The organism is Bacillus sp. SYZHCR11, assembly GCF_057196865.1.
Genome location: NZ_JBXUND010000001.1, coordinates 1,075,909 through 1,102,021, shown reverse-complemented (window position 1 = coordinate 1,102,021; position 26,113 = coordinate 1,075,909). Strand labels below are relative to the sequence as shown.

The 26,113-nt window shown below is 45.1% G+C and carries 34 protein-coding genes; 25 read left to right on the top strand and 9 right to left on the bottom strand.

Features of this window, described 5'->3' with window-relative positions:
- Positions 1 to 27: 27 nt before the first annotated feature.
- Positions 28 to 213 (bottom strand): DUF8096 family protein, encoded by a 186-nt coding sequence (locus AC2CGA_RS04895; RefSeq protein ID WP_003154919.1) that lies wholly within the window; start codon positions 211 to 213, stop codon positions 28 to 30.
- Between the two features lie 175 nt (positions 214 to 388).
- On the opposite strand from AC2CGA_RS04895, the gene AC2CGA_RS04890 reads away from it, so the two are divergent.
- Positions 389 to 1,207 carry a uroporphyrinogen-III synthase gene (locus tag AC2CGA_RS04890; RefSeq protein ID WP_003154917.1) on the top strand — a complete coding sequence of 273 codons (819 nt, stop codon included), beginning with the start codon at positions 389 to 391 and terminating at the stop codon, positions 1,205 to 1,207.
- Between the two features lie 25 nt (positions 1,208 to 1,232).
- Here AC2CGA_RS04890 and AC2CGA_RS04885 read toward each other — a convergent pair whose 3' ends face one another.
- From AC2CGA_RS04885 to AC2CGA_RS04875, 3 genes are read right to left on the bottom strand one after another with little or no spacing between them, the layout of a single operon-like run.
- Complete coding sequence (locus AC2CGA_RS04885; RefSeq protein ID WP_069013284.1) at positions 1,233 to 1,994, bottom strand: ABC transporter permease; 762 nt, start codon at positions 1,992 to 1,994, stop codon at positions 1,233 to 1,235.
- Between the two features lies 1 nt (position 1,995).
- Complete coding sequence (locus AC2CGA_RS04880) at positions 1,996 to 2,733, bottom strand: ABC transporter ATP-binding protein (protein WP_139885224.1); 738 nt, start codon at positions 2,731 to 2,733, stop codon at positions 1,996 to 1,998.
- A gap of 25 nt (positions 2,734 to 2,758) precedes the next feature.
- Entirely contained in the window at positions 2,759 to 3,742 is a 984-nt protein-coding gene (locus AC2CGA_RS04875; RefSeq protein ID WP_025851855.1) for a DMT family transporter, read from the bottom strand.
- A 129-nt stretch (positions 3,743 to 3,871) separates the two neighbouring features.
- Here AC2CGA_RS04875 and AC2CGA_RS04870 point away from each other — a divergent pair, with 129 nt between their 5' ends.
- The 12 genes from AC2CGA_RS04870 (at position 3,872) to AC2CGA_RS04815 (ending at position 16,328) form a co-directional block, all read left to right on the top strand.
- Positions 3,872 to 4,363: a cupin domain-containing protein gene (locus AC2CGA_RS04870; RefSeq protein ID WP_207119785.1), complete on the top strand. Its 492-nt coding sequence runs from the start codon at positions 3,872 to 3,874 to the stop codon at positions 4,361 to 4,363.
- 387 nt (positions 4,364 to 4,750) lie between these two features.
- Complete coding sequence (locus AC2CGA_RS04865) at positions 4,751 to 5,167, top strand: DUF1641 domain-containing protein (RefSeq protein ID WP_003154908.1); 417 nt, start codon at positions 4,751 to 4,753, stop codon at positions 5,165 to 5,167.
- 39 nt (positions 5,168 to 5,206) lie between these two features.
- Complete coding sequence (locus tag AC2CGA_RS04860) at positions 5,207 to 6,385, top strand: NAD(P)/FAD-dependent oxidoreductase (protein WP_003154907.1); 1,179 nt, start codon at positions 5,207 to 5,209, stop codon at positions 6,383 to 6,385.
- Between the two features lie 186 nt (positions 6,386 to 6,571).
- Entirely contained in the window at positions 6,572 to 7,969 is a 1,398-nt protein-coding gene (uxaC, locus tag AC2CGA_RS04855; RefSeq protein WP_155589389.1) for a glucuronate isomerase, read from the top strand.
- A 24-nt stretch (positions 7,970 to 7,993) separates the two neighbouring features.
- Positions 7,994 to 9,385: an MFS transporter gene (locus tag AC2CGA_RS04850; RefSeq protein ID WP_043867009.1), complete on the top strand. Its 1,392-nt coding sequence runs from the start codon at positions 7,994 to 7,996 to the stop codon at positions 9,383 to 9,385.
- Positions 9,386 to 9,455: 70 nt separating this feature from the next.
- Positions 9,456 to 10,454 carry a LacI family DNA-binding transcriptional regulator gene (locus AC2CGA_RS04845; protein ID WP_003154904.1) on the top strand — a complete coding sequence of 333 codons (999 nt, stop codon included), beginning with the start codon at positions 9,456 to 9,458 and terminating at the stop codon, positions 10,452 to 10,454.
- Positions 10,455 to 10,529: 75 nt separating this feature from the next.
- On the top strand, positions 10,530 to 11,975 hold the full coding sequence (locus AC2CGA_RS04840) for a tagaturonate reductase (RefSeq protein ID WP_015388365.1): 1,446 nt from the start codon (positions 10,530 to 10,532) through the stop codon (positions 11,973 to 11,975).
- The gene (locus AC2CGA_RS04835; RefSeq protein ID WP_041481959.1) at positions 11,972 to 13,465 is read left to right on the top strand and encodes a UxaA family hydrolase; all 1,494 of its coding nucleotides are present in this window, start codon (positions 11,972 to 11,974) and stop codon (positions 13,463 to 13,465) included. Before AC2CGA_RS04840 ends, AC2CGA_RS04835 begins: the two co-directional genes overlap by 4 nt.
- 183 nt (positions 13,466 to 13,648) lie before the next feature.
- Positions 13,649 to 14,320 carry a response regulator transcription factor gene (locus tag AC2CGA_RS04830; RefSeq protein ID WP_003154900.1) on the top strand — a complete coding sequence of 224 codons (672 nt, stop codon included), beginning with the start codon at positions 13,649 to 13,651 and terminating at the stop codon, positions 14,318 to 14,320.
- The gene (locus AC2CGA_RS04825; RefSeq protein ID WP_003154898.1) at positions 14,317 to 15,675 is read left to right on the top strand and encodes a HAMP domain-containing sensor histidine kinase; all 1,359 of its coding nucleotides are present in this window, start codon (positions 14,317 to 14,319) and stop codon (positions 15,673 to 15,675) included. Before AC2CGA_RS04830 ends, AC2CGA_RS04825 begins: the two co-directional genes overlap by 4 nt.
- Before the next feature lie 119 nt (positions 15,676 to 15,794).
- Positions 15,795 to 15,995: an ATP-binding cassette domain-containing protein gene (locus AC2CGA_RS04820; protein ID WP_240334453.1), complete on the top strand. Its 201-nt coding sequence runs from the start codon at positions 15,795 to 15,797 to the stop codon at positions 15,993 to 15,995.
- A 141-nt stretch (positions 15,996 to 16,136) separates the two neighbouring features.
- A complete protein-coding gene (locus tag AC2CGA_RS04815) occupies positions 16,137 to 16,328 on the top strand; it encodes a hypothetical protein (protein ID WP_014304836.1) in 192 nt (63 codons plus the stop codon).
- Positions 16,329 to 16,403: 75 nt separating this feature from the next.
- On the opposite strand, the gene AC2CGA_RS04810 is transcribed toward AC2CGA_RS04815, so the two are convergent.
- Together AC2CGA_RS04810 and AC2CGA_RS04805 are read right to left on the bottom strand one after the other, a co-directional pair.
- Entirely contained in the window at positions 16,404 to 17,168 is a 765-nt protein-coding gene (locus tag AC2CGA_RS04810) for a sulfite exporter TauE/SafE family protein (protein ID WP_003154887.1), read from the bottom strand.
- A gap of 148 nt (positions 17,169 to 17,316) precedes the next feature.
- Complete coding sequence (locus AC2CGA_RS04805; protein ID WP_014304838.1) at positions 17,317 to 17,784, bottom strand: DinB family protein; 468 nt, start codon at positions 17,782 to 17,784, stop codon at positions 17,317 to 17,319.
- A 204-nt stretch (positions 17,785 to 17,988) separates the two neighbouring features.
- On the opposite strand from AC2CGA_RS04805, the gene AC2CGA_RS04800 reads away from it, so the two are divergent.
- The 3 genes from AC2CGA_RS04800 to AC2CGA_RS04790 all read left to right on the top strand — a co-directional run bounded on the left by AC2CGA_RS04800 (position 17,989) and on the right by AC2CGA_RS04790 (position 20,345).
- Positions 17,989 to 19,125 (top strand): Rap family tetratricopeptide repeat protein, encoded by a 1,137-nt coding sequence (locus AC2CGA_RS04800; RefSeq protein ID WP_087920760.1) that lies wholly within the window; start codon positions 17,989 to 17,991, stop codon positions 19,123 to 19,125.
- Positions 19,115 to 19,249 carry a PhrA family phosphatase inhibitor gene (locus AC2CGA_RS04795; protein ID WP_003154881.1) on the top strand — a complete coding sequence of 45 codons (135 nt, stop codon included), beginning with the start codon at positions 19,115 to 19,117 and terminating at the stop codon, positions 19,247 to 19,249. Before AC2CGA_RS04800 ends, AC2CGA_RS04795 begins: the two co-directional genes overlap by 11 nt.
- Before the next feature lie 142 nt (positions 19,250 to 19,391).
- Complete coding sequence (locus AC2CGA_RS04790) at positions 19,392 to 20,345, top strand: N-acetylmuramoyl-L-alanine amidase (protein WP_003154880.1); 954 nt, start codon at positions 19,392 to 19,394, stop codon at positions 20,343 to 20,345.
- Between the two features lie 37 nt (positions 20,346 to 20,382).
- On the opposite strand, the gene AC2CGA_RS04785 is transcribed toward AC2CGA_RS04790, so the two are convergent.
- Positions 20,383 to 20,760, bottom strand: a complete 378-nt coding sequence (locus AC2CGA_RS04785; protein ID WP_003154878.1) for a PH domain-containing protein — start codon at positions 20,758 to 20,760, stop codon at positions 20,383 to 20,385.
- Positions 20,761 to 20,869: 109 nt separating this feature from the next.
- Here AC2CGA_RS04785 and AC2CGA_RS04780 point away from each other — a divergent pair, with 109 nt between their 5' ends.
- Together AC2CGA_RS04780 and AC2CGA_RS04775 are read left to right on the top strand one after the other, a co-directional pair.
- On the top strand, positions 20,870 to 21,475 hold the full coding sequence (locus AC2CGA_RS04780; protein ID WP_003154876.1) for a poly-gamma-glutamate hydrolase family protein: 606 nt from the start codon (positions 20,870 to 20,872) through the stop codon (positions 21,473 to 21,475).
- Complete coding sequence (locus tag AC2CGA_RS04775) at positions 21,465 to 21,614, top strand: hypothetical protein (protein WP_200958686.1); 150 nt, start codon at positions 21,465 to 21,467, stop codon at positions 21,612 to 21,614. The genes AC2CGA_RS04780 and AC2CGA_RS04775 overlap by 11 nt, the downstream gene beginning before the upstream one ends.
- Before the next feature lie 15 nt (positions 21,615 to 21,629).
- On the opposite strand, the gene AC2CGA_RS04770 is transcribed toward AC2CGA_RS04775, so the two are convergent.
- Both AC2CGA_RS04770 and xre read right to left on the bottom strand, forming a co-directional pair.
- Positions 21,630 to 22,220: an ImmA/IrrE family metallo-endopeptidase gene (locus AC2CGA_RS04770; RefSeq protein ID WP_003154873.1), complete on the bottom strand. Its 591-nt coding sequence runs from the start codon at positions 22,218 to 22,220 to the stop codon at positions 21,630 to 21,632.
- A gap of 148 nt (positions 22,221 to 22,368) precedes the next feature.
- Entirely contained in the window at positions 22,369 to 22,707 is a 339-nt protein-coding gene (gene xre, locus AC2CGA_RS04765; protein WP_003154871.1) for an HTH-type transcriptional regulator Xre, read from the bottom strand.
- A gap of 191 nt (positions 22,708 to 22,898) precedes the next feature.
- Here xre and AC2CGA_RS04760 point away from each other — a divergent pair, with 191 nt between their 5' ends.
- From AC2CGA_RS04760 to AC2CGA_RS04730, 7 genes are all read left to right on the top strand, one after another.
- Entirely contained in the window at positions 22,899 to 23,078 is a 180-nt protein-coding gene (locus AC2CGA_RS04760; protein ID WP_003154869.1) for a hypothetical protein, read from the top strand.
- Complete coding sequence (locus AC2CGA_RS04755; RefSeq protein ID WP_003154867.1) at positions 23,068 to 23,895, top strand: FaeA/PapI family transcriptional regulator; 828 nt, start codon at positions 23,068 to 23,070, stop codon at positions 23,893 to 23,895. Before AC2CGA_RS04760 ends, AC2CGA_RS04755 begins: the two co-directional genes overlap by 11 nt.
- Positions 23,795 to 24,595 carry an ATP-binding protein gene (locus tag AC2CGA_RS04750; protein WP_201488878.1) on the top strand — a complete coding sequence of 267 codons (801 nt, stop codon included), beginning with the start codon at positions 23,795 to 23,797 and terminating at the stop codon, positions 24,593 to 24,595. Before AC2CGA_RS04755 ends, AC2CGA_RS04750 begins: the two co-directional genes overlap by 101 nt.
- Positions 24,595 to 24,762, top strand: a complete 168-nt coding sequence (locus tag AC2CGA_RS04745) for a hypothetical protein (protein ID WP_003154863.1) — start codon at positions 24,595 to 24,597, stop codon at positions 24,760 to 24,762. The genes AC2CGA_RS04750 and AC2CGA_RS04745 overlap by 1 nt, the downstream gene beginning before the upstream one ends.
- Before the next feature lie 97 nt (positions 24,763 to 24,859).
- Entirely contained in the window at positions 24,860 to 25,201 is a 342-nt protein-coding gene (locus AC2CGA_RS04740; RefSeq protein ID WP_046559510.1) for a hypothetical protein, read from the top strand.
- Entirely contained in the window at positions 25,191 to 25,394 is a 204-nt protein-coding gene (locus tag AC2CGA_RS04735) for an XtrA/YqaO family protein (protein WP_003154859.1), read from the top strand. The genes AC2CGA_RS04740 and AC2CGA_RS04735 overlap by 11 nt, the downstream gene beginning before the upstream one ends.
- 112 nt (positions 25,395 to 25,506) lie before the next feature.
- Positions 25,507 to 26,019, top strand: coding sequence for a sigma-70 family RNA polymerase sigma factor (locus AC2CGA_RS04730; protein WP_044053122.1), 513 nt, complete (start codon positions 25,507 to 25,509; stop codon positions 26,017 to 26,019).
- Positions 26,020 to 26,113: the final 94 nt, after the last annotated feature.

Here is a 26,113-nt window from a genome sequence, read left to right as displayed (position 1 = left end):
GGCAGCACCGGACGGCTGCCTGTTTTGTTATATGTTTTTCTTCATGCCGCATCTCCGGCATTCCCTCAAAAATTTTCCGCCCTTCACTGAGCTTTTAAACAGCGTGTAGTCGCAATTGTCACATCGGCCGCTGTGAACATCAGGATATTCATTGAACTCATAAATGACCGAAGTATCGTATCCTTTTGTCTCGAACTCTTTTTTTGTTTCCATGATTGAAAGTCCCTCCGCGAATCAAATCGTTCTGTCCGGTTAATGATACAGCAACTGCACGGGGGATTCAACGGGAGCATAGCTTGATTTTCCCGGCTGATTGCGTAACAATAATAGAAATAAATGACGGCCTGCCATAGGGCGCCCGGCATCTGAAGGGAAGAAGAAAACAACGATGGGAAAAGGATTGAACGGGAAACGGATTGCCATCGGCGGTTCGCGGAAAACAGAAGAGATCACAAAATTAATAGAAAAGCAGGGCGGAACGGCGGTCATCCGTTCCCTCCAAGGAACCGTATACCTGGCGGAGGATCAAATGGAACCCGACGTAAGAACATTTGCCGAGCAAAAAGCCGACTGGGTGATATTCACCACAGGCATCGGTACGGAAACGTTATTGTCGGTATCGGAAAAAATCGGTCTGAAAGAAGAATTTTTAGCGGCCGTTCATGAAGCGAAAATCGGCTGCAGAGGCTATAAAACATATGCGGCCTTAAAAAAGCTCGGCATCACGCCGCATGCCTCAGATGAAGACGGTACAACAAGAGGGCTGATCCGCTCCTTGGAACGATTTGACTTTAAAGATAAAAAAGTTATGATACAGCTTCATGGCGAAAAAGCGCCGGTTTTAACGGAGTTCCTTGAGAAAAACGGAGCGGAGGTATTCCCTGTTCTGCCGTATCAGCATATTCCGCCTGAAAGGGAGACGGTCGATAAACTGATGGGAGAGCTGTTAAACGGAGAGGTCGATGCCGTATGTTTTACGACAGCCATTCAAGTGCGCTCTCTCTTTGATTATGCAAAAGAAAAAGGATCCGCAAAAGAATTGCAGCAGGCATTCGAAAAACATGTGCTTGCCGCCGCAGTCGGCAAAGTGACGGCTGAAGCGATCCGGGATGAAGGGGTAAAGAGGGTCCTTGCTCCGGACATTGAGCGGATGGGAGCGATGATAATTGAATTATCCCGTTACTATGAATCTCTGACCTTGTCATAAACCACCATTCAGCAGGGAAAAAAGCTTACGCTTCCCTGCTGAATTTTTTTAATTGCCAGTGTTCCGTGAAAAGGGAAGGATATGTCAAGGCGCTGAGTATGATGCATGTAAGAAGAGCGGAGGCCATCGTTGTAAAAACGATCAGCAGCTGAAAGCGCACCGCCTGTATCGGATCAGCCCCCGCTAAAATCTGCCCCGTCATCATGCCGGGAAGCTGAACGAGACCCAATGTTTTCTGGCTTTCTAGCGTCGGGATCATACTGAGTTTCATACTGGACGTCAATATCTGCCGGACGGCCTGCTTAGGCGTTCCTCCGAGAGAGAGAATCAGCTGGATTTCTTCTTTCCGCAGGTCTGCTTCCGAACTGAGCCGGCTTAAAAACAGACTTGAGAGCACCATGGAGTTTCCGATGACCATGCCGCTTATCGGAATGACATATCTTGAAGTGAACGGAATGATGTGAAGGGTCAGTAAAAGTCCCTGCGTCACGGTTTCCGCGATTGCCAGTGTCAGAAAAACGCGCCAAAATGAGGCGATCCGCATTTTTTTCCGTTTGGCGACATTGTGCGAAGCGGCCGTGAGCATGAGAAGCACCATTAATATGATAAATATCGGGTGATCACCGCGAAAAATCAGCGACAGCACATAGCCTATGATGAGAAGCTGAATGACGGCCCTGACGGTTGCGACGATCATATCCTTTTCGACGCCGGCTTTAAAAGATTTAGACAGGAATAAAGCGATAATGACAAATATACTTGTTAGTAACAGTGAAAGATCATTCATATCAGCACCCGCTCCCTTGTAAAAGCGCCCGGGCTTTTTCGTGTTTCGGTTCCTTATAGAACGTTTTCGTTTCCGCGGTCTCTAAAAGCCGTCCCTCAGCCATAAACCATACCGTATCGGATAATCGTTCCGCTTGTTCAAGGTTATGGGTGATCCACAGGATTGTCAGCTGTTTTTGCCGATGGAGTTTCGTAATCAGTTTCTCAATGGTGAGAACGGATGAGGGGTCGAGCGCCGAGGTGATTTCATCCAGCAGCAGGATGGACGGCAGTCCGGCGAGAGTTCGCGCTAATGAGAGTTTCTGCCGCTGACCTCCGGATAATTCTTTCGCATTCCGATCCAGAAGCCCGCGCGGAAGGTCTGTAAAATCTGCGAGCTCTTCAGGGGTATAGTGCTGCGCCCCGTGGAGTTTTTCTGGGAGCAGAAGGTTGTCCCGCACCGTGCCCTCCGTGACGGGAGCTGATTGAAATGCAAGGCCCGCGGTTTTTCTGAGCTCCCTGATATCCCAGCGCCTTATTTCTTTTCCGAATACAAGCACTTCCCCTTCATCAGGTGTATTCATCAGATTGCAAAGTGACAGCAATGTGCTTTTTCCCGCGCCGGAAGGCCCTATCAACGCCGTGATAGAACCTTTTTGGATATGTCCGGTTACACGGCTTAGGACATCAAAGGACGTATTGTTTTGTTCAAAGCGTTTGCCGGCTGACAGAAAAGATATTGCCGGAATTTCTTCTTTCATATAGGATGACACCTTTCGTAAAAAATCAGGAACCGGTGAGATTGGCTGACGTTTGCTCCGCCGTTTTCTGGTCTGTCTGCCGGGAAGCGAATGTATGCATGACCATTCCCGCAATAATAATGAACAGTCCGGCAAATGAAAGAAGTGACGGAAACGCCGCGGATAAAAAGACGATTTCGCCGATCAGTGCAAAAAGAACCTCTCCGGACTGCGTCGCTTCAACAGCAGCGAGCTTCTGCGGCTCATTCCTCACCATATCGGTGGCGCGGAAAAATAATACTGTTGCGATAACGCCCGAGCTGAGTGCGACGATAAAGGATTGGAATGTCTGTCCCATTGAGGGAAGCCCGTCTCTATACCAGCCGAAAGCGGCGATCAAAAGCCAAAACGGAAGGCTTGCGAGCGTCATGCCGAGCACCCGCTGAAACGTATCGAGTTTTCCGCCGTATTGTTCCAGCATTTTGCGGTTGCCGAGCGGATAGGCAAACGCCGCGATGACGACCGGCACCACGCTGAATAGTATCGTGCGGCCGGACAGAGAACCCGCATGCTGAAGCTGAATCAGCCCGGCTCCGATCAGGATGATGACGGAAGTAACCAGCGAAATCAGCGGTATCTTTTGTCTGACGGAAACCGGGCCCGCCGGTGAATTTTTTGTTTCGCAGAAAAACGGCGACAGAAGCACACCCGCGACAATTGTAATCTGCCACGTGCCGGCGATCAGCCAGCCCGGCCCATATGCCGCCGCAAACGTAATCGGGGCATAAAAAAGCACGAACCCGGTAAAACTCCACTTCAGCCAAAAAAACGGTTTTTTCCGGATTTCATGCCAGAGCGGCGCCCATTTTCCTTTCACATAAACGATCAAAAATAAAAACGGAACCATAAAAAGAAAACGCAGGGAAGAGCTCCACATCCAGCTTCCGCCGGAAAGCTCCATCGCCCTGTTTAAAATAAATGTGACTGCAAAAAACAGAGATGCCAATATTCCGATTACGATGGCTTTCATTAAATCCCTCATTTTGACACATATTTTTTTATACTATACTATTCACCGGCAGGCTTCGCAATGGAATATGAGAAAATAGCGTTTTAATAAATGATGAATGGGAAACAGACATATACGGAGGTGAACACAATGCAGAAAGAGGATATTCAAGTGCTTTATTTCGAAGATGACGGCCGCATTCCGAATAACCCGAATCTTCCGCTTGTTATTTATAAAGCGGTATTTAAAACGGTACAGAAAGCAGAGTCCGTCCTCCGCCGGCACGATTGGTCTAACAGCTGGACGGGCGGAGTATTTCCGTATCATCATTTTCACAGCACCACGCACGAAGTTCTTGTCGCGGTAAAAGGAACCGCGGTTTTGAGGTTCGGCGGGGAACAAGGGGCGGACGCCGTTCTTCAAACGGGAGACGCAGCGGTCATTCCGGCCGGCACCGGACATAAAAAACTGTCGGGCAGTTCTGATTTTACCGTGATCGGAGCTTATCCGGGCGGCCGGCAGTACGATACAAAAACGGAGAAAAATGATAGAACTTCAGAAGAAATCAGCCGTGTCCCGCTCCCGGAATGTGACCCCTTTACGGGAAAAACGGGCCCGCTTTTAAAACTGTGGGAAAAATGACAGGGGAAAAGCGGACGGTCTGTAAAAAAATAGCCTAAAAGAAACGTTATTACACCCCCGCCATATAAATAATTTCATAAACGAAACAATTCACGTTCAAATTTTGTTCAAAAAGTGTTATTATATAAGAGTAAATCAAATTGGGGTTTTTTATGTTTGCTATTTTCAGAGAGGAAAAAGAAATTTTGACTTATTCAATTGTTTTTGTTGATATAAAAATAATACTGGATATGGCAAAGTGAAAAACTGGGTAGTAAACATTTATTTTTGTAAATGATTGTGCATGAATTCACAATCTTGCTTTTTCATGCTTTTCTGCATGAAGGGGGAAAGGCTACCCTTTCCAAAAAAAATCAGCATACTGCTTATAGTAAAGGAGAATCGGATATGCCAGAAACAATCGATCAAACAAATGCATCTGTCAGCCAAGGCCAACGCGATCTTATTGATCAGCTGCTAAAACCTGAAGTTCAAGAATCACTGACTGTTTTAGTGGATCAGCTTCCAAAACTGACTGAGTTAGTAAATATTTTAACGAAGTCTTATGATTTTGCACAGTCTGTAGCGACAGACGAAGTATTGAAGAGCGATACAGTGGGTGCGCTTACAGAAATTCTTGAGCCGGTGAAAGAAACAGCGAAAGAAGTTGCGGCTACTGCGATCGAAGCAAAAGACCGCGCGGATGCAAGCAATGAAACGATCGGACTTTTCGGCCTGCTGCGCATGCTGAAAGATCCTCAAGCTCAAAAGCTGTTCCGTTTTGCTAACAGCTATCTTGAAATCATGAACGAAAAACAAAAATAATCTCAGATTCAAATTGATATAAAGGACGGAGGATATACGATGTCAAAACATATTGTCATTTTAGGCGCTGGTTACGGCGGAGTTCTTTCTGCTTTAACCGTTCGCAAACATTACAGTAAAGATGAAGCACGCGTAACCGTTGTGAACAAATACCCGACTCACCAAATCATTACGGAGCTGCACCGCCTTGCAGCCGGCAACGTGTCTGAACAGGCTGTTGCTATGCCGCTGGAAAAACTTCTGAAAGGAAAAGACGTTGACATTAAAATCGCAGAAGTCAATTCTTTCTCAGTTGATAAGAAAGAAGTTGCCCTTTCTGACGGTTCTAAGCTGACTTATGACGCGCTTGTTGTCGGACTTGGTTCTGTTACGGCTTATTTCGGCATTCCTGGACTTGAAGAAAACAGCATGGTGCTGAAATCTGCTGCTGATGCAAACAAAGTATACAAACACGTGGAAGACCGTGTGCGTGAATACTCTAAAACGAAAAACGAAGCTGATGCAACAATCCTTATCGGCGGCGGCGGCTTAACAGGCGTCGAGCTTGTCGGTGAGCTTGCTGACATCATGCCGAACCTTACGAAAAAATACGGCGTAGATCCGAAAGAAATCAAACTGAAATTAGTCGAAGCAGGTCCGAAAATTCTTCCTGTTCTTCCTGATGACCTTATCGAACGCGCGACAAAAAGCCTTGAAAAACGCGGCGTTGAGTTCTTAACAGGTCTTCCTGTTACAAATGTTGAAGGAAACGTTATTGATCTGAAAGACGGTTCAAAAGTCGTTGCCAACACATTTGTATGGACAGGCGGCGTACAAGGCAACCCGTTAGTCGGCGAATCCGGCCTTGAAGTGAACCGCGGCCGTGCGACGGTTAACGATTTCTTACAATCTACTTCTCACGAAGATGTATTCGTTGTCGGAGACAGCGCTGTATACTTTGCGCCGGACGGCCGTCCGTACCCGCCGACAGCGCAAATCGCTTGGCAGATGGGTGAACTTGTCGGTTACAACCTGTTCGCTTACTTAGAAGGAAAAACGCTTGAAACATTCAAGCCTGTAAACTCTGGTACGCTTGCAAGCCTCGGACGTAAAGACGCGGTTGCCATCATCGGAGCGAACTCTACTCCGCTGAAAGGCCTTCCGGCATCTTTAATGAAAGAAGCAAGTAACGTACGTTATTTAACACATATCAAAGGATTATTCAGCCTCGCTTACTAATCCTTAAGATCATACAGAAGACATTGCCGGACTTTTCTCGGCAATGTCTTTTTTACATGAAAATGTTAACAGATACAATTTTCTGAAAAATAAAATAAAAATGATTGATATGTGAGAAAGAGGAAGCTAAAATAAAAAAGAACCATTTTGTTAACGTTAACATTTTTTAAGAGGGAGGATGAGAGTGTGAAAGCTTTTATGGGTGATGACTTTTTACTGGATAGTAAAACGGCCGTAAAGCTGTACCGGGAATACGCTGAAAACATGCCGATCATTGATTATCACTGTCACTTAAGCCCAAAGGAAATCTATGAAAATAAAACCTTCGCAACCATTACGGAGGCATGGCTTTACGGTGATCACTACAAGTGGCGGATCATGAGGGCCAACGGCATTGAAGAGCGCTGCATTACCGGAAACGCTTCAGATGAAGAGAAGTTTTTCGCCTGGGCAAAAACGGTGCCGATGGCGATAGGCAATCCGCTGTACAGCTGGACGCATTTAGAGCTGCAGCGCTGGTTCGGCATTTATGACGTATTGAATGAAAAAACGGCCGCGGCAATTTGGAAAAATACGAATGAGCTCCTGCAGGGAGACGGGTTTGGCGTAAGGGATCTCATTCTGAAATCAAATGTCAAAGTCATTTGCACAACCGATGATCCTGCCGATGCGCTGACATACCATGAACTGTTGAAAGAAAGTGATTTTCCGGTTCAAGTGCTGCCCGGATTTCGGCCTGACAAAGGTCTGGACATCAGCAGCCCGGGTTTTGCCGATTGGGTCCGGTCGCTGGAGAGCGCTTCCGGAATGGCTGTCACCACCTACCAATCGTATTTGGATGCGTTGGAATCCCGCGTCCGCTTTTTTCACAATGCCGGGGGAAGAGTGTCGGATCACGCATTAGATCAAATGGTTTATGCCGAGACGACCGAAGAGGAAGCGGCCCGGATTTTTGCCGCCGGATTAAGCGGAGAGCATGTGTCTTTTGAAGATGAAAAGAAATTCAAAACACGGACGCTGCAATATCTTTGCGGTCTTTACGCCGAACTGGACTGGGCGATGCAGTTCCATATTAACGCGTTAAGAAATACCAATACAAATAAGTTCAGCAGCCTCGGTCCTGATACGGGATATGACTCGATTAATGATGAATGTATCGCAAAACCGCTTGCCCGGCTGTTAGATTCCGCCGAAAAAAAGCGGCAATTGCCTAAAACGATTTTGTATTCTCTGAATCCGAATGACAACTATATTATCGCCAGCATGATCAACAGCTTTCAGGATGGGAAAACACCGGGGAAAATTCAATTCGGCACAGCCTGGTGGTTTAATGACACGAAAGATGGAATGCTTCAACAAATGAAAGCGTTATCAAACGCAGGTCTGTTCAGCCGTTTTATCGGGATGCTGACGGATTCAAGAAGTTTCCTGTCCTATCCCCGCCATGAATACTTCAGGCGGCTTGTCTGCACGCTGATCGGCGGCTGGGCGGAACAAGGCGAAGCGCCCTGCGATATGGAGCTTTTAGGGAGGATTGTCGAGGGAATTTGTTACCGGAATGCTGAGGAATATTTCCGCTTTTAAAAAATGGAATGAAAGAGGTGGCCTATGAGTAATGTGCCTGTCGTGACAGCACCTGGCGCAAAAGTGAAGGAGCATAAGCTGAGTCTGAAAGAAAAAGTATCCTATGGTTTCGGAGATTTTGGGAACGGATTTATGTTTGATCTCGGGCAGATCTATTTGCTGAAGTTTTTCACAGATGTCGCAGGCATTCCGGCAGCGTTCGCCGGCAGTATTTTTTTGGTCAGCAAGCTGTTTGCGGCTTTGACTGATCCGATTGTCGGCTCGGCCATTGACTACAGAAAAAAGATCGGACCCCGGGGGAAATTCAGGCCGTACTTATTATTCGGAAGTATTATTCTTGCGGTCATGACCGTATTGATTTTTGTGTCACCGGACGTGAGTGTCACCTGGAAGCTTGTGTACGCCTATGCTTCTTACATGCTGTGGGGGGTCGCTTATTCTTTCGTCAATATTCCGTACGGCTCCCTCGGCGCAGCCATTACACAGGATGCGGAGGACAGAACGGCGCTTTCCGCATTCCGCCAGATCGGCTCTCTCGGCGCGCTGCTCATTACAAGTGTCATCGTCATCCCGATTCTCGTTCATTTTGATAACGTTCACATCGGCTACCCGGCAGTCATGGGAATGATGGCCGTAATCGGAATCGCGGGATTTATGATCTGCTACCGAAACTGCAAAGAAAGAATTATCGTCCGTGAAGCGCCGAAAGAAAAGCTGTCCGTCATGTCGGTTTTCAAATGCTTTATCGGCAACAAACCGCTTCTGACTGTCGTTTTCATGACGATTTTCTCAATATCGGCATACAACATTAAATCCGCTATGCTTGTTTACTTCGCCCAATACAATCTCAACAATGCGGAGCTGATGTCCTACATGAGTTTTATCATCATCGGCTCTTCATTTTTAGGTGTGTTGTTTATGCCGAAACTCGTCAAACGCTTCGGAAAAAAGCAAACGGTGATGATCGGTTTTGCCGTCAGCGCCGCGGCTGATGCGCTGAATTTCTGTCTCCCGTCAAATGTATATATCTTTACGGCGTTAGCGAGCATTGCTTTTATCGGGATCAGTATACCAAACGGCATTACGTGGGCGCTTGTGTCGGACATTATTGATTACGGAGAGTGGAAGACGGGTGAACGGAAGGAGGCGACGACATATTCGCTTTTCAACTTCTCCAGAAAACTCGCCCAATCTTTATCAGGTTTTCTTTCAGGCATCGGGCTGAGCGTTATCGGCTATATCCCGAATGCGTCTCAGACAAAAGGCACGTTAATCGGGATTAAAGGGCTTCTGCTGCTGTACCCGGCTTTCGCTTTAGCGTGCGCCATGCTGATTATCGGTTTAATGTATAAACTGACGGACCGGCAGCATGCCGAGCTCGTTCAGGACTTACATCATGCAAAACCTCAACTTTAGTGATTTTATGGACTGTCCGTTAATGATACAATAGAAATAAATGACAGCATACAGAAAGAAAGGAAAAACGATGGTAACCATAAAAGATATCGCAAAACTCGCCAACGTATCCCACACAACCGTATCCCGGGCACTTAACGGCAGCCCCTACATTAAAGAGCATACAAAACAAAAAATATTAGAGCTCGCTTCACAGCTGAATTACACACCGAATGTAAATGCAAAAAGCCTTGCCATGCAAAAGTCCCATACGATCGGACTGTTTTTTACAAGCATCACAAACGGAACCTCACACAGCTTTTTTTCCGATACCATCAAAGGTGTAAACCGCACAATCAGTGAGGAATACAATTTGTTCGTCCGCGCGATTGACGATCTGAAAAGCTTTGAAACCATTACGCCCATGAGATATGACGGAATCATTTTAATGAGCCAAAGCGACAGTGATAATTCATTTATTTATCATATCCGCGAGAAAAACATCCCGCTCGTCGTGCTGAACCGGGACATTGATGACCGGAGCATCACGAATATCCTGTCAAACGATAAAGAAGGCTCCAGACAGGCGGTCGACTGCCTGATCGCAAACGGACACAGAGATATCGCGATCATTGAGGGAAAGGAAGGATTCAGGTCAGCTTCTCAGCGGAAAGAAGGCTATTTGACATCTTTAATTGATCATTCTATCCCGATTAAGCATGAATACAGTGTAAAAGGCCGCTATGATATGGAAAGCGGCAGTCAGGCGATGGAAAAACTTTTGGCGCTTCAATCACCGCCTACGGCTGTTTTTTGTTCAAACGATGATATGGCGATCGGGGCGATGAATACCATTTTCGCCAAAGGCCTGAACGTTCCGGAAGATATATCCGTTATCGGGTTTGATGACATCGGCATTTCCCAATACATGACGCCGAGGCTTTCGACAGTAAAACGCCCGGTTGAAAAAATCAGCATACTCGGCGCAGAGAAAATTTTGGCGCTTATCACCGACCCGGATACGGCGGCGGAAAAAATATACGAAAACACCGAGGTGATGATAAGAGATTCAATTAAAAAACTCACATAACGGCCCGTCTGACTATCCGGGTTTTCGTACGGAAAAATGTTAACGTGTGCATAAATGCAGAAGGAGGCGGACAGCTTGCGGCAGCTGAATAAAAAGATGTGCGGTGAATACATTCAATATCCTGAAAAAGTCCTTCAGTTCGGCGAAGGCAACTTTTTGCGGGCCTTTGCAGATTGGCAGATCGATCAATTGAATCAATTGACGGATTTTAACGGAAGCGTTGTCGCTGTACAGCCGAGAGGCTCTGAGAAAATAAAACGTTTAAACGAACAGGACGGTTTGTTTACGCTTTTTTTGCAGGGGATAAAGGACGGAAAACCGGCTGAAGAACACACGATTGTCAAATCCATCAGCCGCGGCATTGATCTTTTTTCTGACTATGATTCCTTTAAACGGCTGGCGGCACAAGAGGATCTTCGTTTTATCATCTCCAATACGACAGAAGCGGGAATTACGTTTGAGAAAGGCGACCGGCTTGAGGATAGGCCTCAAAAAACATTCCCCGGGAAATTAGCGGCGTTCCTTTATTTCCGCTATAAGGCATTTGCGGGTGACGCCGAGAAAGGGTGCATTGTGCTTCCATGTGAACTGGTCGAAGATAACGGACGGAAACTGAAGGCTGCCGTGCTTCAATATGCCGGGCTGTGGGAGCTGGAGCCTGATTTTACTCAATGGATTCATGATGCGAACATCTTCTGCAATACCCTCGTGGATCGGATTGTTCCGGGATTTCCTGTTGATACCGCGGAAGAACTTACCGATTTTCTCGGATACGAAGACCGTCTGCTTGTGGTCGGAGAGCATTATTATTTGTGGGTGATAGAAGGGCCGGAACAGCTACAGAATGAGCTTCCTTTTGCTGATGCCGGGCTGAACGCACTGATCACGTCTGATCTTACGCCTTACAGGACAAAAAAGGTGAGAATCTTAAACGGCGCTCATACGGCATTGGCGCCAGTGGCTTTATTATACGGACTCCAAACCGTCCGGGAAGCGGCTGAGCACGAGGTGACGGGCAGATTCATCGAAGAGCTGATCAATGAAGAAATCCTTCCCGTGCTGCAAATGGAGGGTGTCACCCAGTATGCGGCAGATGTGTTACAGCGGTTTAAAAACCCTTATATCCAACATTATCTGCAAAACATCACCCTTAACGCCGCCGCGAAATTCAAAACAAGAAACCTGCCGACGCTGAAGGCTTATATCGAACAGGAGGGCAGGCTTCCTGAGAGGCTGGTGTTTTCATTCAGCGCCATGATCTATTCATACTGGAACGGGCCGAACAAACCGGCAGACGGCGAGGAGGTTCTGAACCGTTTTCAAATGGCGCGGTCCCGTTGCAAAGATGATATGTTTCAAGCGGCATTTTCTATATTAGGAGAAGAGCGATTGTGGGGAAAGAATCTGAACCATCTTCCGGGGCTGACTGAACGAACTGCTTTTTTTCTCTCTGTCATTCATAAGCGGGGGATGAAGCATGCGTTACATGAATGCTGCGGCAATAAGGGGGAAGTGGAATGAAAGAGGTCATAAAAATCCATAAAAACGATAACGTGCTTCTCGCTATGCGCCATTTTAACAAAGGGGAGCGGCTGCATACAGACGGACTGACGATTGAAGTGAAGGACCTTGTAAAGCGGGGGCATAAAATCGCGCTGCAAACCATTGAAGAAAACGGCAGCATCATTAAATACGGTTTTTCGATCGGGCGTGCGACAAGGCGGATTTCGGCCGGCGAGCATATTCATACCCATAATCTGCAAACGAATTTATCCGATGTGCAAGAATACACGTATTCACCGCGCTTCGAGGACAATCCTTTTACAAATGAGAACCGGACATTTCAAGGCTACAAAAGAGAAAATGGTACATCCGGCGTCCGGAATGAACTGTGGATCGTGCCTACAGTCGGCTGCGTAAACGGCGTCGCTGAGAAAATCCTGCAGCGCTTCGTAAAAGAGGCGAAAGACATTGCCCCCTTTGACAATGTGCTGGTTTTAAAGCACCAATACGGCTGCTCCCAGCTTGGCGATGATCATGAGAATACGAAACAAATGCTGATTAACGCCATTCGTCATCCAAACGCGGGCGGTGTGCTGGTTTTAGGGCTGGGCTGTGAAAATAATGAGCTGGCGGCAATTAAGGAAACGCTTTCTGAAGTGAACGGAGATCGGTTGAAATTTCTCGAATCACAGGCTGTCACAGATGAAATTGAAGCGGGGACAGCGCTTCTTAAAGAGATACACCTTGCGGCAAAGGGAGATAAACGTGAGGAGATTCCGCTGTCAGAATTGAGCATCGGATTGAAATGCGGCGGGTCGGACGGTTTTTCCGGCATCACCGCAAACCCTTTATTAGGGAGATTTTCAGATTACTTGATTGCACAGGGAGGGAGCACGGTCTTAACGGAGGTGCCTGAGATGTTCGGCGCTGAGACGATTCTCATGCAGCGTGCGGCGAGCGAAGAAGTGTTTCATAAAACAGTCCGATTGATCAATGATTTCAAGCAATATTTTATGAAGCACGAGCAGCCGATTTATGAAAACCCGTCACCAGGGAATAAGGAAGGCGGCATTTCAACGCTCGAAGACAAGTCGCTCGGCTGCACCCAAAAAGCCGGTCTTGCACCGGTTTCTGATGTGCTGACATACGGTGAAACACTGAAAACAAAGGGATTGACACTGCTCAGTGCGCCCGGCAATGATTTAATCGCTTCTTCAGCGCTCGCTGCGGCTGGCTGTCACGTCGTGTTATTTACAACCGGAAGAGGCACGCCGTTCGGCACATTTGTCCCGACTGTGAAAGTATCAACAAATACCGATTTATTTCAATCAAAACCTCATTGGATTGATTACAATGCGGGCAGATTGGCGGAAGACCAAACAACAGAAGATCACATTGTGAGAGATTTTATTCAATACATTATTAAAGTTGCAAGCGGAGAATACGTCAATAACGAAAAAAACGATTTTCGGGAGCTTGCAATCTTTAAGTCCGGTGTGACGTTATAAGGGAAAAGGCGATCTGACAACAGACCGCCTTTTCGCATTCACTTATCGTTTTGCCCCTTGATGAATTGTGAATATCTATGAGCTATAATAATGGAATGGTGCCTTACATAAAGGAGATTTTTATAATATATATAATTATTATGGAAGATTGGTTTTTAGTCACATATTTCAGAGGGGGTCCTAATGAATAACATTTTATACATTGAAGATGACCAAGAAATTGGCCAATTTGTAAAGGATGATTTAGAAGATCGGGGCTATATGATTATATGGCTCACTTCTTCCTATAATTACGAAACATATATAGAAAAGGCTGATCTGATCGTGCTTGATATAATGATGCCCGGTTTAGATGGATTTACAATCGGTCAAAGGATGAAAAAAACACATCCGCAGATCCCGCTCTTGCTTTTAACAGCGAGAACGGGTCTGGAAGATAAACTGAAAGGCTTAGGATTTGCGGATGATTACGTGACAAAACCCTTTCATCCCGATGAACTGGCCGCTCGAATCGAAGTATTATTAAGAAGATTTGACAAGACTGCCATTCATGAATTAAAGCTAAAACACTTAAGTGTCCACTTGAAAGAAAAAAGAATTTTAAATCATCAAAGTCATGAGGAAATATTTTTAACTGATAAGCAGTTAAGAATTTTTTTGCTTTTGCTTAGACATCCCAATCAAATATTAACAAAGGAACAAATTTATGAAAATATTTGGGAGCAGCCTTATATCGAAGGGGATAAGACGTTGATGGTACATATCAGGCATTTACGGCAAAAAATCGAGATCAATCCAAATGAGCCGGAAATTCTTGAAACGATCAGAGGGATTGGATACAGGATTAAACAATGAAATTATCAACAAAATACCTTATTAATATCGTTGCCTCAATTTTGTTTTTTCCGATAGCCTTTTTAGGTGTGAATTTTCTTTACTATGTCACATTAACATACTTGATTGATCACCAGGGGCAAGTACACTATGAACCAAACAAGTTGGAAAGTGATTGGAAGTCTGATGTGGAAGGTTTTTCAGGGAAATCCAATCGGGAAATTACGTCTGCTTTCCCGCACATGAAGCAATATAAACACTCTGATATTGTATGGATAAATGATAAGGGAAAGGTGATGTTTTCGAACTCAGAACGGTTGGCCAAAAAGGGTGAGGTTATTCACGTTAGCGAATTGATTAAATTGATGGAACAAAACCAAAAGAAATATTTATTGCTGAGTGCTTATGTAAATGGGAGTGAAGACAGCGGATATGCATTTTTAGAAACTCCGCGCTCAATTATAGGATCTCAATGGGAGGTTATGAGGGCCAAGTATTCCTATATATGGTTTATCGCCTTGATTTTTGTCTGTTCACTTTTTGTGATTAATTCATGGATGTTTTTTGCGAAAATACAAAAAAGGTTAATTTCTTTGGGGAATCATATGAAAAAACAAGATAATGACGGCATACCGGAATTTGTAACAGTTAAACAGAAGGATGAACTGGGCCAAGTGGAATATTCATTCAACCAGATGGTTGAGGAACTAAGGAACAGCAGACAAAAAGAGCGTGAAGAAGGCGAAATCCGAAAAAACTTGATTGCTGATTTATCTCATGATTTAAGGACCCCTCTTACGGTTATAAGAGGGCATACATTTACGTTGAAGAATGAAATAAGCAGTGAAAATGGAAAGCATTCTTTAGGCATCATAAACGATAAAATAACGTTTATGGGCGAACTGATTGACAATTTGTCATCATTTTCTCTTCTTGCCGCAGGTAAATTGCCGCTTCATAAAAAGAGTTGTGACATATTAAAGATAATACGTTCTTCGTTAACAGCTTGGTATCCAATTTTTGAGAAAGAGCACTTCACAATAGATATTGATCTGAAGGAAAACATCGTATGGGAAATAGACGAGACTTGGCTTAAGAGAATTCTTGATAACATTTTTCAAAATGTTTTGCGCCATGCTCATTCAGGAAAATACGTTTCCGTACAGACAAAGCTAATTGAAAACAAACCCGTAATCATAATTGAGGATAGGGGCCCGGGAATGAATTATAAATCTGAAAGAAAAGGCGCCGGGATCGGCTTATCGATCATTAATATGATGCTTAAACAAATGGGGCTTGAACATAAAATAAAGAGCAATCAAAACGGAACGGTTTTTATTATTTATCCAAACAGCAATGAATACGTGAAGCCGTAGAGGCTTCACGTATTTTTTATATTGAGAAATTTAAACGTAAATTAACCTTGACTATATCTTCTTTTTAACCTCGTAAGTTTATATTATAAACAGAACAAGACGGAGAGGAATGATGAAAAGTGGGAAAGGCTGATCCAGCTTTAATATCCAAGGGTATCAATGTTTCTATAAAAAAGAAAGAAATTTTACATGATATAAATTTAACATTGGAAAAAGGTAAAATATATGGTTTATTAGGTCCCAACGGTGCAGGAAAAACGACATCGCTTAAAGTTCTTTTAGGGATATTTCCTCCAACTTCAGTCCCGGCAAACTATTAATAGCGACATTTTTTCTGCTGCTATAAACTTTGTAACGTTTCATTTCTAGTAATGAAAATGTCAGGTCGCAATAGTTTTATCTTTTTCCCAGACTAATAGGCATATTTGAGAAAATAGAATGTAAATGGAGGATGATTTGACATGGAGCAGGTTATTTTTGTGATTTCAATGCTCGCTTTAGGAGTTACACTGGTGACATTTTTCGGAATGATTTTGAATGATGGATTAAGGGGAGTATTAAACTTCTCAAGAAAACCCGTAAAATTTATGACTGGATCATTTCTGGTATACATTGTCGCGTTTGCTGTTTATATTTTAATAAGTGTAAGGTAATATTGAACTTTTATAGAGGTGCCTCATTGGGGGGATTTCCCAAATAAAAAAGCGATCCTGTAAAGGACGCTTTTTTTAGATTAATTTTATCCCGCTGATTAAAATAATCGCCGCCATCACAAACTGCAGCGGGCGCGGTGAGAATTTCGGCGAAAAGAAGCTGCCGAGAAGCACACCCGGCACAGAGCCGATCAACAGATTCAATACAAGCAGGTAATCGACGCTTCCGAAGCTTGCGTTTAACAGACCGGCAACAGTTACGAGCAAAAAGGCATGTGCGATATCCGTTCCCACCACTTCTGCCGTTTTCATTCTGAACAGGTATAACATGGCGATCGCAAATAATGAGCCGGACCCAATAGATGTCAGGCCGACGATGAAGCCGAAAATGACGCCGATCAGTATCATGAGTGTCCGCTTTTCTTCAAGTGTTTTTTGCTGCCAGCGGTTCGGCCGCAGTTTTTTATCGAAAAAAAGGCGGGCGATAATGGAAATGGCGACAAGGGTCAGCACGTAGCCGAGCGCCTGTTTGATAATCTGCTCCTGGTGCTGGTGAAAAGCGGGAAACAAGTGAAGAACACCGATGGCGGCTGTTGCGCTGGGAATGCTCCCGAGCGCCAAGTAGCCGACAAGTTTAAATTGAACGGTGCGCTGCTTCCAATGAGAAACGACACCGAACAGTTTGGTGATGGAGTTATATAAAAGGTCAGTGCCGACGGCGATTGAGGGGTTGATCCCCAAAACGATCAGTAAAGGAGTCAAAAGCGCCGCTCCCCCCACACCCGTCAATCCGACCAGCGTTCCGACAAAGAAACCCATAAACACAATGCTTACAGTCATCTGTGTGCCTCCTGAATAATCCTACTATTTTTATCAGATTATATATGATTAAGAGGCAGTAATCAATTAAATTTTCGGAAAATTTTATACAGAACAAAAAAATCCGCCTGCCTGCTGTTATTTCGCAGATCGGCGGATGTTGGCCGGATTATGATTTTTGCTGATAAAACGGAAGTTCCGTGTGGCCCATTTCTCTGACATACACGAAAAGATTGCCTTTATGATGAATTTCATGCTCCATGGCAAGCTGAAGGAGAGCCGCGCCGGTTATTTTTCTGCCGAAAGAGGCAGTCAGGTCAATTTCGCGGTTCAGCTGCTCTTCAGTCAGCTGTGACAGGATGTCTGTCGTTTTTTCAGTACATGCTTCAGCCAGTTTGACGAGGTCTGTTTCCGCTTCTTCTTTCGGTTTGTTCTGGATAGCTGACCCGTTTCCGTCGTTAATGACGTTTGCAAACATAAGAAAAGAATAAACGATGTGTTTTACAAGTTCCTGAGCGGACATTGATGTCTCTGCCGGCTTGTAGTCGTAATGCTCGCGGCTGATTTTTTCCGCCAGCTCAATCGTCACGTTTCGATGTGACAGAAAGTGGCTGACCAATTGATTTTGTGCTGTCATGTGAAAACCCCCATTTAATACAGAATAAAAGCTGCAAGGATATGCTATATCAACGGCACGGAAGAAACAAGCAATAAGCTTGTGATGGAGATAAATCGTTGCGGATATCCGAAATTCGACAATTGCGGTCTTTTTGCGTTCTTCTTTTTCTAGCAATTATGATAAAATATGACATATCTCGGTCATTCCAAAAGGGGGGATTTATTGAGGATGAAGCAGACTATTCCGTCCTCTTTTGTCGGGCTCAAAATTAATGAATGGTATACCCATATCCGGCAGTTTCACGTCCTTGAGGCGGAGCGCGTCAAACGTGAAGTAGAGAGAGAGATTGAGGATATGGAAGAAGATCAGGATCTGCTGCTGTATTATTCATTAATGGAATTCAGACACCGCGTCATGCTGGATTACATCAAGCCCTTAAAGGAGGACCCTTCTCAGCCTGAGTTTTCAGAATTATTGGAAGACATTGAAGGCAACCAGTATAAACTGACAGGACTGCTTGATTACTACTTTAATTTTTTTCGAGGAATGTACGAATTTAAACAGAAAATGTTCCTAAACGCCATGATGTATTACAAACGGGCTGAAAAAAACCTTGCACTCGTTTCTGATGACATCGAGAAAGCTGAGTTTGCTTTTAAAATGGCTGAGATTTTTTACAACCTGAAACAAACCTACGTCTCCATGAGTTATGCCGTTCAAGCCCTTGAAACGTACCAATCGTATGAGACGTACAACGTCCGCAGAATCCAATGTGAATTCGTTATTGCAGGGAATTATGATGACATGCAGTATCCAGAAAGAGCATTGCCCCACTTAGAACTTGCTTTAGATCTTGCAAAACAAGAAGGCAATCCCCGTCTTATCAGTTCAGCCTTATATAATCTCGGAAACTGTTACGAAAAAATGGGAGACCTCTCTAAAGCAGCCGAATATTTTGAGACATCCGTTTCCATTTGCAGGTCAGAAAAGTTCGATAATCTTCCGCATTCTATTTACTCATTAACACAGGTTCTTTATAAACAGAACACTACAGCCGAAGCAGAGAAGCAATATCGCCTCGGGCTCAGTATCGCCCGCGAATACAATGATGAATTGTTTGTCAATCTGTTCCAATTTTTGCATGCGTTATACGGCAAGGAAATGGATAACGCATCCGTCAGGCACACGTTTGATTTTCTGGAAGAACACATGCTGTATCCGTATGTGGAAGAATTGGCGCATGACGCTGCCAAATTTTACATGAAACACGGACAGCCTGAAAAAGCGCTCACGTTTTATGAAAAAATGGTGCACGCCCAAAAACAAATCCAGAGAGGAGATTGTCTATATGAAATCTAAACTGTTGTCAGGATTGCTGCTAGTTGCTGTCGGGTTCAGCTTTACACAGGTGATCGGCCATGAAAGCCATTTGGAAAACCAAGCGGACGGCACGTTCCATATTGCCGCACGCAACCAAACATAACATAAAGACCCTTCTTTGGAAGGGTCTTATTTTTTGCATGCGTATCCATTCCAATTTTATCCGAATGCAGGGTCGATATGCTCAAGTTATCTGTCCTACGAATGCCACCTATTGATGAAAAAGGCATAAGGAGAGATGAAGAGTGGGGATTGAAGTGAAAAAACGGCTCGTATCGGCTGATAAATATGCGTTAAAATGTCCGAATCCGATGACGCCGGAGTATATTACCATTCATAACACGGCAAACGACGCATCCGCCGCAAATGAAATCAGCTATATGACGGGAAACAGCGAATCAACGAGCTATCATTTTGCGGTTGATGACAAAGAAGTGATCCAGGGAATTCCGTTGGACCGGAATGCCTGGCATTCGGGAGACGGCACGAACGGCACCGGAAACCGAAAGTCGATTGCTATAGAAATCTGTTACAGCAAGTCAGGCGGCGAACGGTACAGAGCCGCAGAAGAACTGGCGATTGCGTTTGCGGCGCAGCTTTTGAAAGAACGGGGCTGGGGGATTGACAGAATCAGAAAGCATCAGGACTGGAACGGAAAGTACTGCCCGCACCGTATTTTGTCTGAAGGCCGCTGGGATGAAGTGAAGGCGAAGATTGAAAAGAAATTAAGCGGAAGTATGCCGGCGAAAAAAGCCTCTATTTCTTCTTCCGCCTCTGAATACCATGTGAAAAAAGGCGACACCTTATCGGAAATCGCCGCATCGCACGGTGTCAGCGTAAAATCGCTGCAAAGCATCAACCATATCACCGATCCGAATCACATTACAGTCGGACAAGTGATCAAGCTCGCTCAGACGGGTTCTTCTTCAAAAAGTCAGGCTGTGTCTTCATATCCGCTTCCATCCGGTGTGATCAAAGTGACGAAACCGCTGACGAAAGGGACAAACGTAAAACAAGTGCAAAACGCTTTATCCGCACTTTATTTTTATCCCGATAAAGGAGCAAAAAATCATGGGGCGGACGGCGTTTACGGCCCGAAAACGGCAAATGCCGTAAAACGTTTTCAATCCGTCAGCGGATTAACGGCAGACGGAATTTACGGCCCGAAAACGAAGGCGAAAATTGAAGAAAAACTGTAATCAAGAAAACGGAAGCTCCCCGGGCTTCCGTTTCTTCTTACATACAAACTGCGGCAAGAGCCTTTTGAATATCATAAATGCTTTCATCTTTTTTAAACTGCTTTGAGACAGCGGGAAGTTCCGCGCCTGAAATCCAAATTTTCAGCTCTGAATCAAGGTCAAAGCGGCCGGCGGTTTCTACGCTGAATCTGGAAATGCTCTTGTACGGAATGGATTGAATCTCCGTTTTCTTCCCCGTGAGTCCCTGTTTATCAACAAGAATAAGACGCTTATCCGTAAAGACAATGATATCTCGGACAAGCTTAAATGCGGCATTGACATTCTCGCCTTCCAGCAAAATACGGGCCAGTTCTGATTTTGCTTCAGCCGTCGATATTGTCGACGCATTGCCCAGCAATCCATTGATGAACCCCATGATATCTCCCCCCTGATACGTATTCTATCAAATCATACTATAAAAAGGTTTCCATTCCCAGATGAGTAGAGTAAACTGGTGCTGACTGGAAAAGGAGAGCATGTTACACATGAAAGATAGATATGACAGCTTCGCAGCTCTTTCCGCTGCTGAATCGGAATACAGAATTATTTATGAAGAAAAAGAGGGAAGTAAATGTATCGTTCTCGCACCCCACGGCGGCAGGATTGAGCCGGGTGTCAGTGAGCTGGTGCAGGCATTTTCTGACCAAAGCTCAATTTATTTATTTGAAGGGACGAAGCGGTGCGATAACCGTTCTCTCCACTTGACAAGCACACGCTTTGACGAGCCCCTGGCTTTAGAAAAAGTGACCGCCCATCATTACGCATTGGCTTTTCACGGGTATCATGATCTGAAAAAGGCAAATACACTCGTCGGGGGCGCGGATCTGGAAAAAGCAAGACTGATTTGTGATCTGCTGCGTGAAGCGGGATTTGATGCCGAGCTGACAGAGAAGAATGATCGGCTGGCAGGTGTAAATCCCGGCAACATTGTCAATCGGACAAAAAGGAAAATGGGGCTGCAATTGGAAGTGAGCACGGCGCAGAGACACGCGCTGTTCAGCAATTTTGGCTGCCGGGGAGAAAAATACACGCCAACCGATCTGTTTTTTCGGTATGTAGAAACCGTGAAGGCCGGTTTTTATGATAAATGAACAGGGGGCCCGTTCTTACATTCACTGGAGCTATGCGGCGCATGAAGTGCTTGGCGGGCAGCACGGTGATTACAGCGTCATGATGCAAAAACCTTTTCTCCGATCTCAAAATGATGACATTCTGCCGGCTGTGTTCTAAGCCGGCGGAGAATCGCTAATTTTCAATAAAATACGGCGTTTTTTCTTCAGCGGCATGCAAGTGTGTCTGTCCGCTTCCATAATACACATTCGGCCGCTTGTCGGATAACAGACAAGCGAGCCGCTTCTGAAATTGAATACCTGCTTTACGCCGTTCAAACAGCTCGAGCCTTTTTTCCGCAAATGATGCCGTCACCCGGAAAGCGGCTGCGATTAAAATAACGGCGTGGCTCCTCCGCTGGGGCAGCTCCATGTTTAACAGCATAAAGGTCGGCACACAGAAGTGGTACATAAAATGGTTGGCCTGAAATTCCTGCAGTTCCCTGAACAGCTTGTTCATATGAAAATGGTTCCCGGTATGCTTCAGCACATGGCACAGTTCGTGCGCAAAATCCTGCCATTGCTCTTCGGGTGACTTTTTTTGATTCAGGACGATGCTGTACATGCCGTCCCGCTTCAGCATCATACTGTGCGTATCTTCAAAATGAATCCAAATGTCAAGCTCCTTGGCAATCATCTGCATATCAATATGGAGAGGGGCGGTCATTCCCATGCGGCAATATAAGTTTTTGACGTATTCCTCAAGATGTGTTAAAAAATCGCCCAATTGAATACACCCTTTCGAACATATGTTCTTTTTTAAGCGAGAAAGAAAAGCCCTGATCGGACTTTGAATCAATTCCCTTTTCTTTTAAAAATAAACATTCAGCTTTTATATCGGCTGAACGTTAAGCAGTTTAAAGGAAAAGAGCGGATTATTTATGTTTCGGCCTGCGGTTTTTCTCTTTTTCTTTTAAATAATTAATGAATTCAATGGCCTGCTGCTTGCTTTCCGGGGAAAAGTCCTGCATGTCCCGATATGCGATCTGCAGGTCGGGATCGGCAAACATGTCTTCATCTGAAGGTTCTTTTCCAGTTAACAAATAATCAGTCGACACTTTGAAATAATCCGCAAGCTTTTGCAGCGTGTCGTAATCGGGTTCAGATCGGCCGTTTTCATAATGAGAATATCTGGCGCGCGAGACACCGATATGATTTGCGACTTCTTCCTGCGTTTTCTTACCTCTGAGACTCTTTAATCTTCCGCCTATCATCCGAAATGACCTCTCTTTTTTCAACACCCTAAGTTACTTATGATTATAGATACAAAATGTATCAAAAGAAAGGGATGATAAAAAAAGTATCAAAAAGGTCTTGATGATACGAAATGTATCGTATATAATCAACATCATAGAGATACAAAACGTATCAAAATACGATAAGAAATTGATCAGGAGGGTGAGAGATGCAGCCGATAATCATCCGTTTCAGCAGCAATCCGGCTGACCAGAGATGTTTAGGAAAAGCAGGCGGTTCGATATCTTTTACCGCTTGCGGACTACCGGTATTCCGATTTGATAACCGATTGCAGTATGAGCGCTATATACGTCTGAAGAAAAATGGAGACGTCCCTTATGAATCGTAAAAGCTACCCGTTTTTCATCTATTCCGGATTATTGAATTCTGAACATTATGACAAAATAGGGTCCGCCATTTGGCTGTTTTTATGGTTCATCAGCTCAACGACAAAGGAACATGTAAAAGACGGCATAAAGTGGGGGATCGTCCTCGGACATAAGCCCGTAAAAGCAAGAGAAATGGCCGATGTATTCGCGGTCAGCGAAAAAACCGTCAGGCGGTGGCTCGAGAGCTTGGAACAGCATGAGTATATCAAAACCGTCCGCGCCCCTTACGGACTCATCGTCTCCGTAAAGCACTCGAAAAGATTCACTCCGAAAAAGACATTAACCCGCCCGGAAGCAACTGACCGGACAATATCGGCGGATCACCGGGACAAAAATGTCCGGAGAGAAATAGATATAACAAAAAATCATACTGCTGAAGAAGCGATTAACGAAATTGCCGCCCATTTTATCAGATTAAGGTCTGCGCAGGAGGGGCGGAGCGTATACCCGTCGCCCCGGGATTATCAGGCCATCGCCCGGATTGTTTCCCTCGGTGCGTCAGCACAAGAAGCAATCAAATGGCTCGGCGAATGCTTTACCGCTTTTGAACAGCGGCGCACCTTTTCAGCTGAAACGATCAAGGCTTTCAGCTATTGCGCCAAGTTTATGGAAGACCGCTTGAATGCACGAATTGCGGGAAGGACAATCACAACAAAAAAAGAGAGGAATACGATACATGACAAAACGAACGATCGAGCAGATACTGGCCGACCTGAAAAACGGAAAACGTCCATTACTGGCGGACAGACCGGAAGAATCAGACGAAAGCCGCTTTGACTGCCCGCTCTGTAAAGATCAGGGCGGTTATCTCAAAAACCAGCTGGGAATGGAAGTGTGGGTGAAGTGCCGCTGCGCCGCCGAACGGAAAGTAGAACGCATTCTCGGCGCAAGTGAAATTACAGATGCCTTTCGGAAGCTGGATTTCAAAGGATTTATCACGCGGGGCAAGCCTCAGGCAGTCGTCGACGCATATGAGTGCGCCCTTGAATATGTTGAGAACTTCGACAAGATGAAAAACTGCCGGAAAAACAGCATTGCCCTTTTAGGGCGTCCGGGGTCGGGAAAAACCCATCTTTTGACCGCTCTCAGCAATTATGTCATGAGACAGAAGCAGACACCGGTGCTGTATTTTCCTTTTGTGGAGGGCTTTACGGATTTAAAAAATGATTTTGATCTGCTTGATGCAAAGCTTGGCCGTATGAAACAGGCGGATGTGCTTTTTATTGACGATCTGTTCAAGCCGCTGAACGGAAAACCCCGGGCGACCGATTGGCAGATTGAACAAATGTATGCCGTCGTGAATTACCGCTATTTAAATCATAAGCCGGTTCTTATCTCGAGCGAGCTGGCCTGTGACGGATTGGTGCAGGTTGATGAAGCCTTGGGCACAAGAATTTATGAGATGTGCAGCGATTATTTAGTCATCATTAACGGCAATTCATTTGACGTAAACCACAGATTAGAGGGGGCGAGATAATGTGTAAACTGTGCGGACCGAAGAAGGTCATTGTGACGGAAACGGGTTTCGGCGCTGTCTTTCACCCTTGCCCGAACTGCAAAACAGGCACTGATTTAACGCCGGTCATTAAACGGCTTGAACGAATGGTTCAAGACGCAAAAGCGAGGCTTGATGCACGTGTGTAAATATATCAAATGGCTTTTTTGCCTGCTGTTCAGGGCAAAACGGATAGAAAAGCAAATTGAAGCATGGCATGAGGCTGATGGAAAGTGAGGATCACCATTGCAAGAAAAAAACAGCCCCGCTCCATGGCGGGCCGTACACAGCGGAGAAGAAAAACCCATTTACATTTATTCCGCTTACAGCGAAGCGGATAAAGAGAAGTTCCCTTATTCAAACGGAAGGCTCATCGCGGCCGTTTTCAACTTAAGTTCATACTCACAGCAGATCAACGCGGCATTGATGGCGAAAGCCCCGGAACTCTTTGAGGCGGCCGAAACGGCTCTCCGCCTGCTCCGGGGAGAAAGTTCTGAAGAAAAAGAAGCGTTCATAAATGAGCTCGGAAGCCTCATACATGAAGTGAACATTTTGAAAAAGACGGAGGACGTAAAACATGAATCCTAAAAAACTGACTGACATTGAACATACAACATTAAAAAGCCAGCTGGAAGAAGGCAAGGTTCGGGTGATTATAGTAGACGGACTGAAGAAGGAAGCATGGCTCGCCGAAGCGCCGGAGCACGGCAAAACGCTTGTCGAAACGCGAAAAGGGGATCTGGCCCGGGTCGAATATGAAATCGGCTTTAAATTGAATTAATCGAAAAAAACAGAATACGTCCAAGACGGAAAGCCTGCGGACACTGATCAATCGCGCACATGCTGCGCATTGATTGGTGTCCTTTTTTGTTCCGAAAAAGAGGAGGATCTACATGGAAGACTTACTATTTGACTATAAACGCACGCTGAAAGAGACGAAAAAGTGGTACAAGCAGCTGGAGGAAGCCGATGAAACGGTGCTTACTTCAGAAGAACTGAAAGATAAAAAAATCATCAGAACGATTATTACAGATTTGGAATATGTCATCGAATGGCTTGAAAAAGGCCGGCAGCCCGGCATAAGAAGAGCGATAGACCGCAGAGACGCTTATCAGAGAATGCTCATTAAAGATCCGAGAATCATAGAAACCTATTCGCAGGCGCTGATGTTTGAACCGTCCGCAAATGTGACTGAAGAAGACAGAATCAGACTGCGGGACGCATTAGCCGTTTTAACGGATAGAGAAAAAGAAATGCTGCTGCTCCACAAAGCGGAATGCTTTTCGTATGAACGGATCGCCGCCTTGCTGAATGTAAAGAAATCAACCGTACAAACGACGGTCAAACGGGCGCTTCTGAAAATTCAAAAACAGCAGGAACAAAGAAATCAATCGCCTGCTTCATAAGTTGTCATACGTTTGCCACCTAGAAGTGAACAGACGATCACAAAAAGCGGCCCGATTAGAAGCCGCTTTTTATTATAGACAATCATGTCGGAGG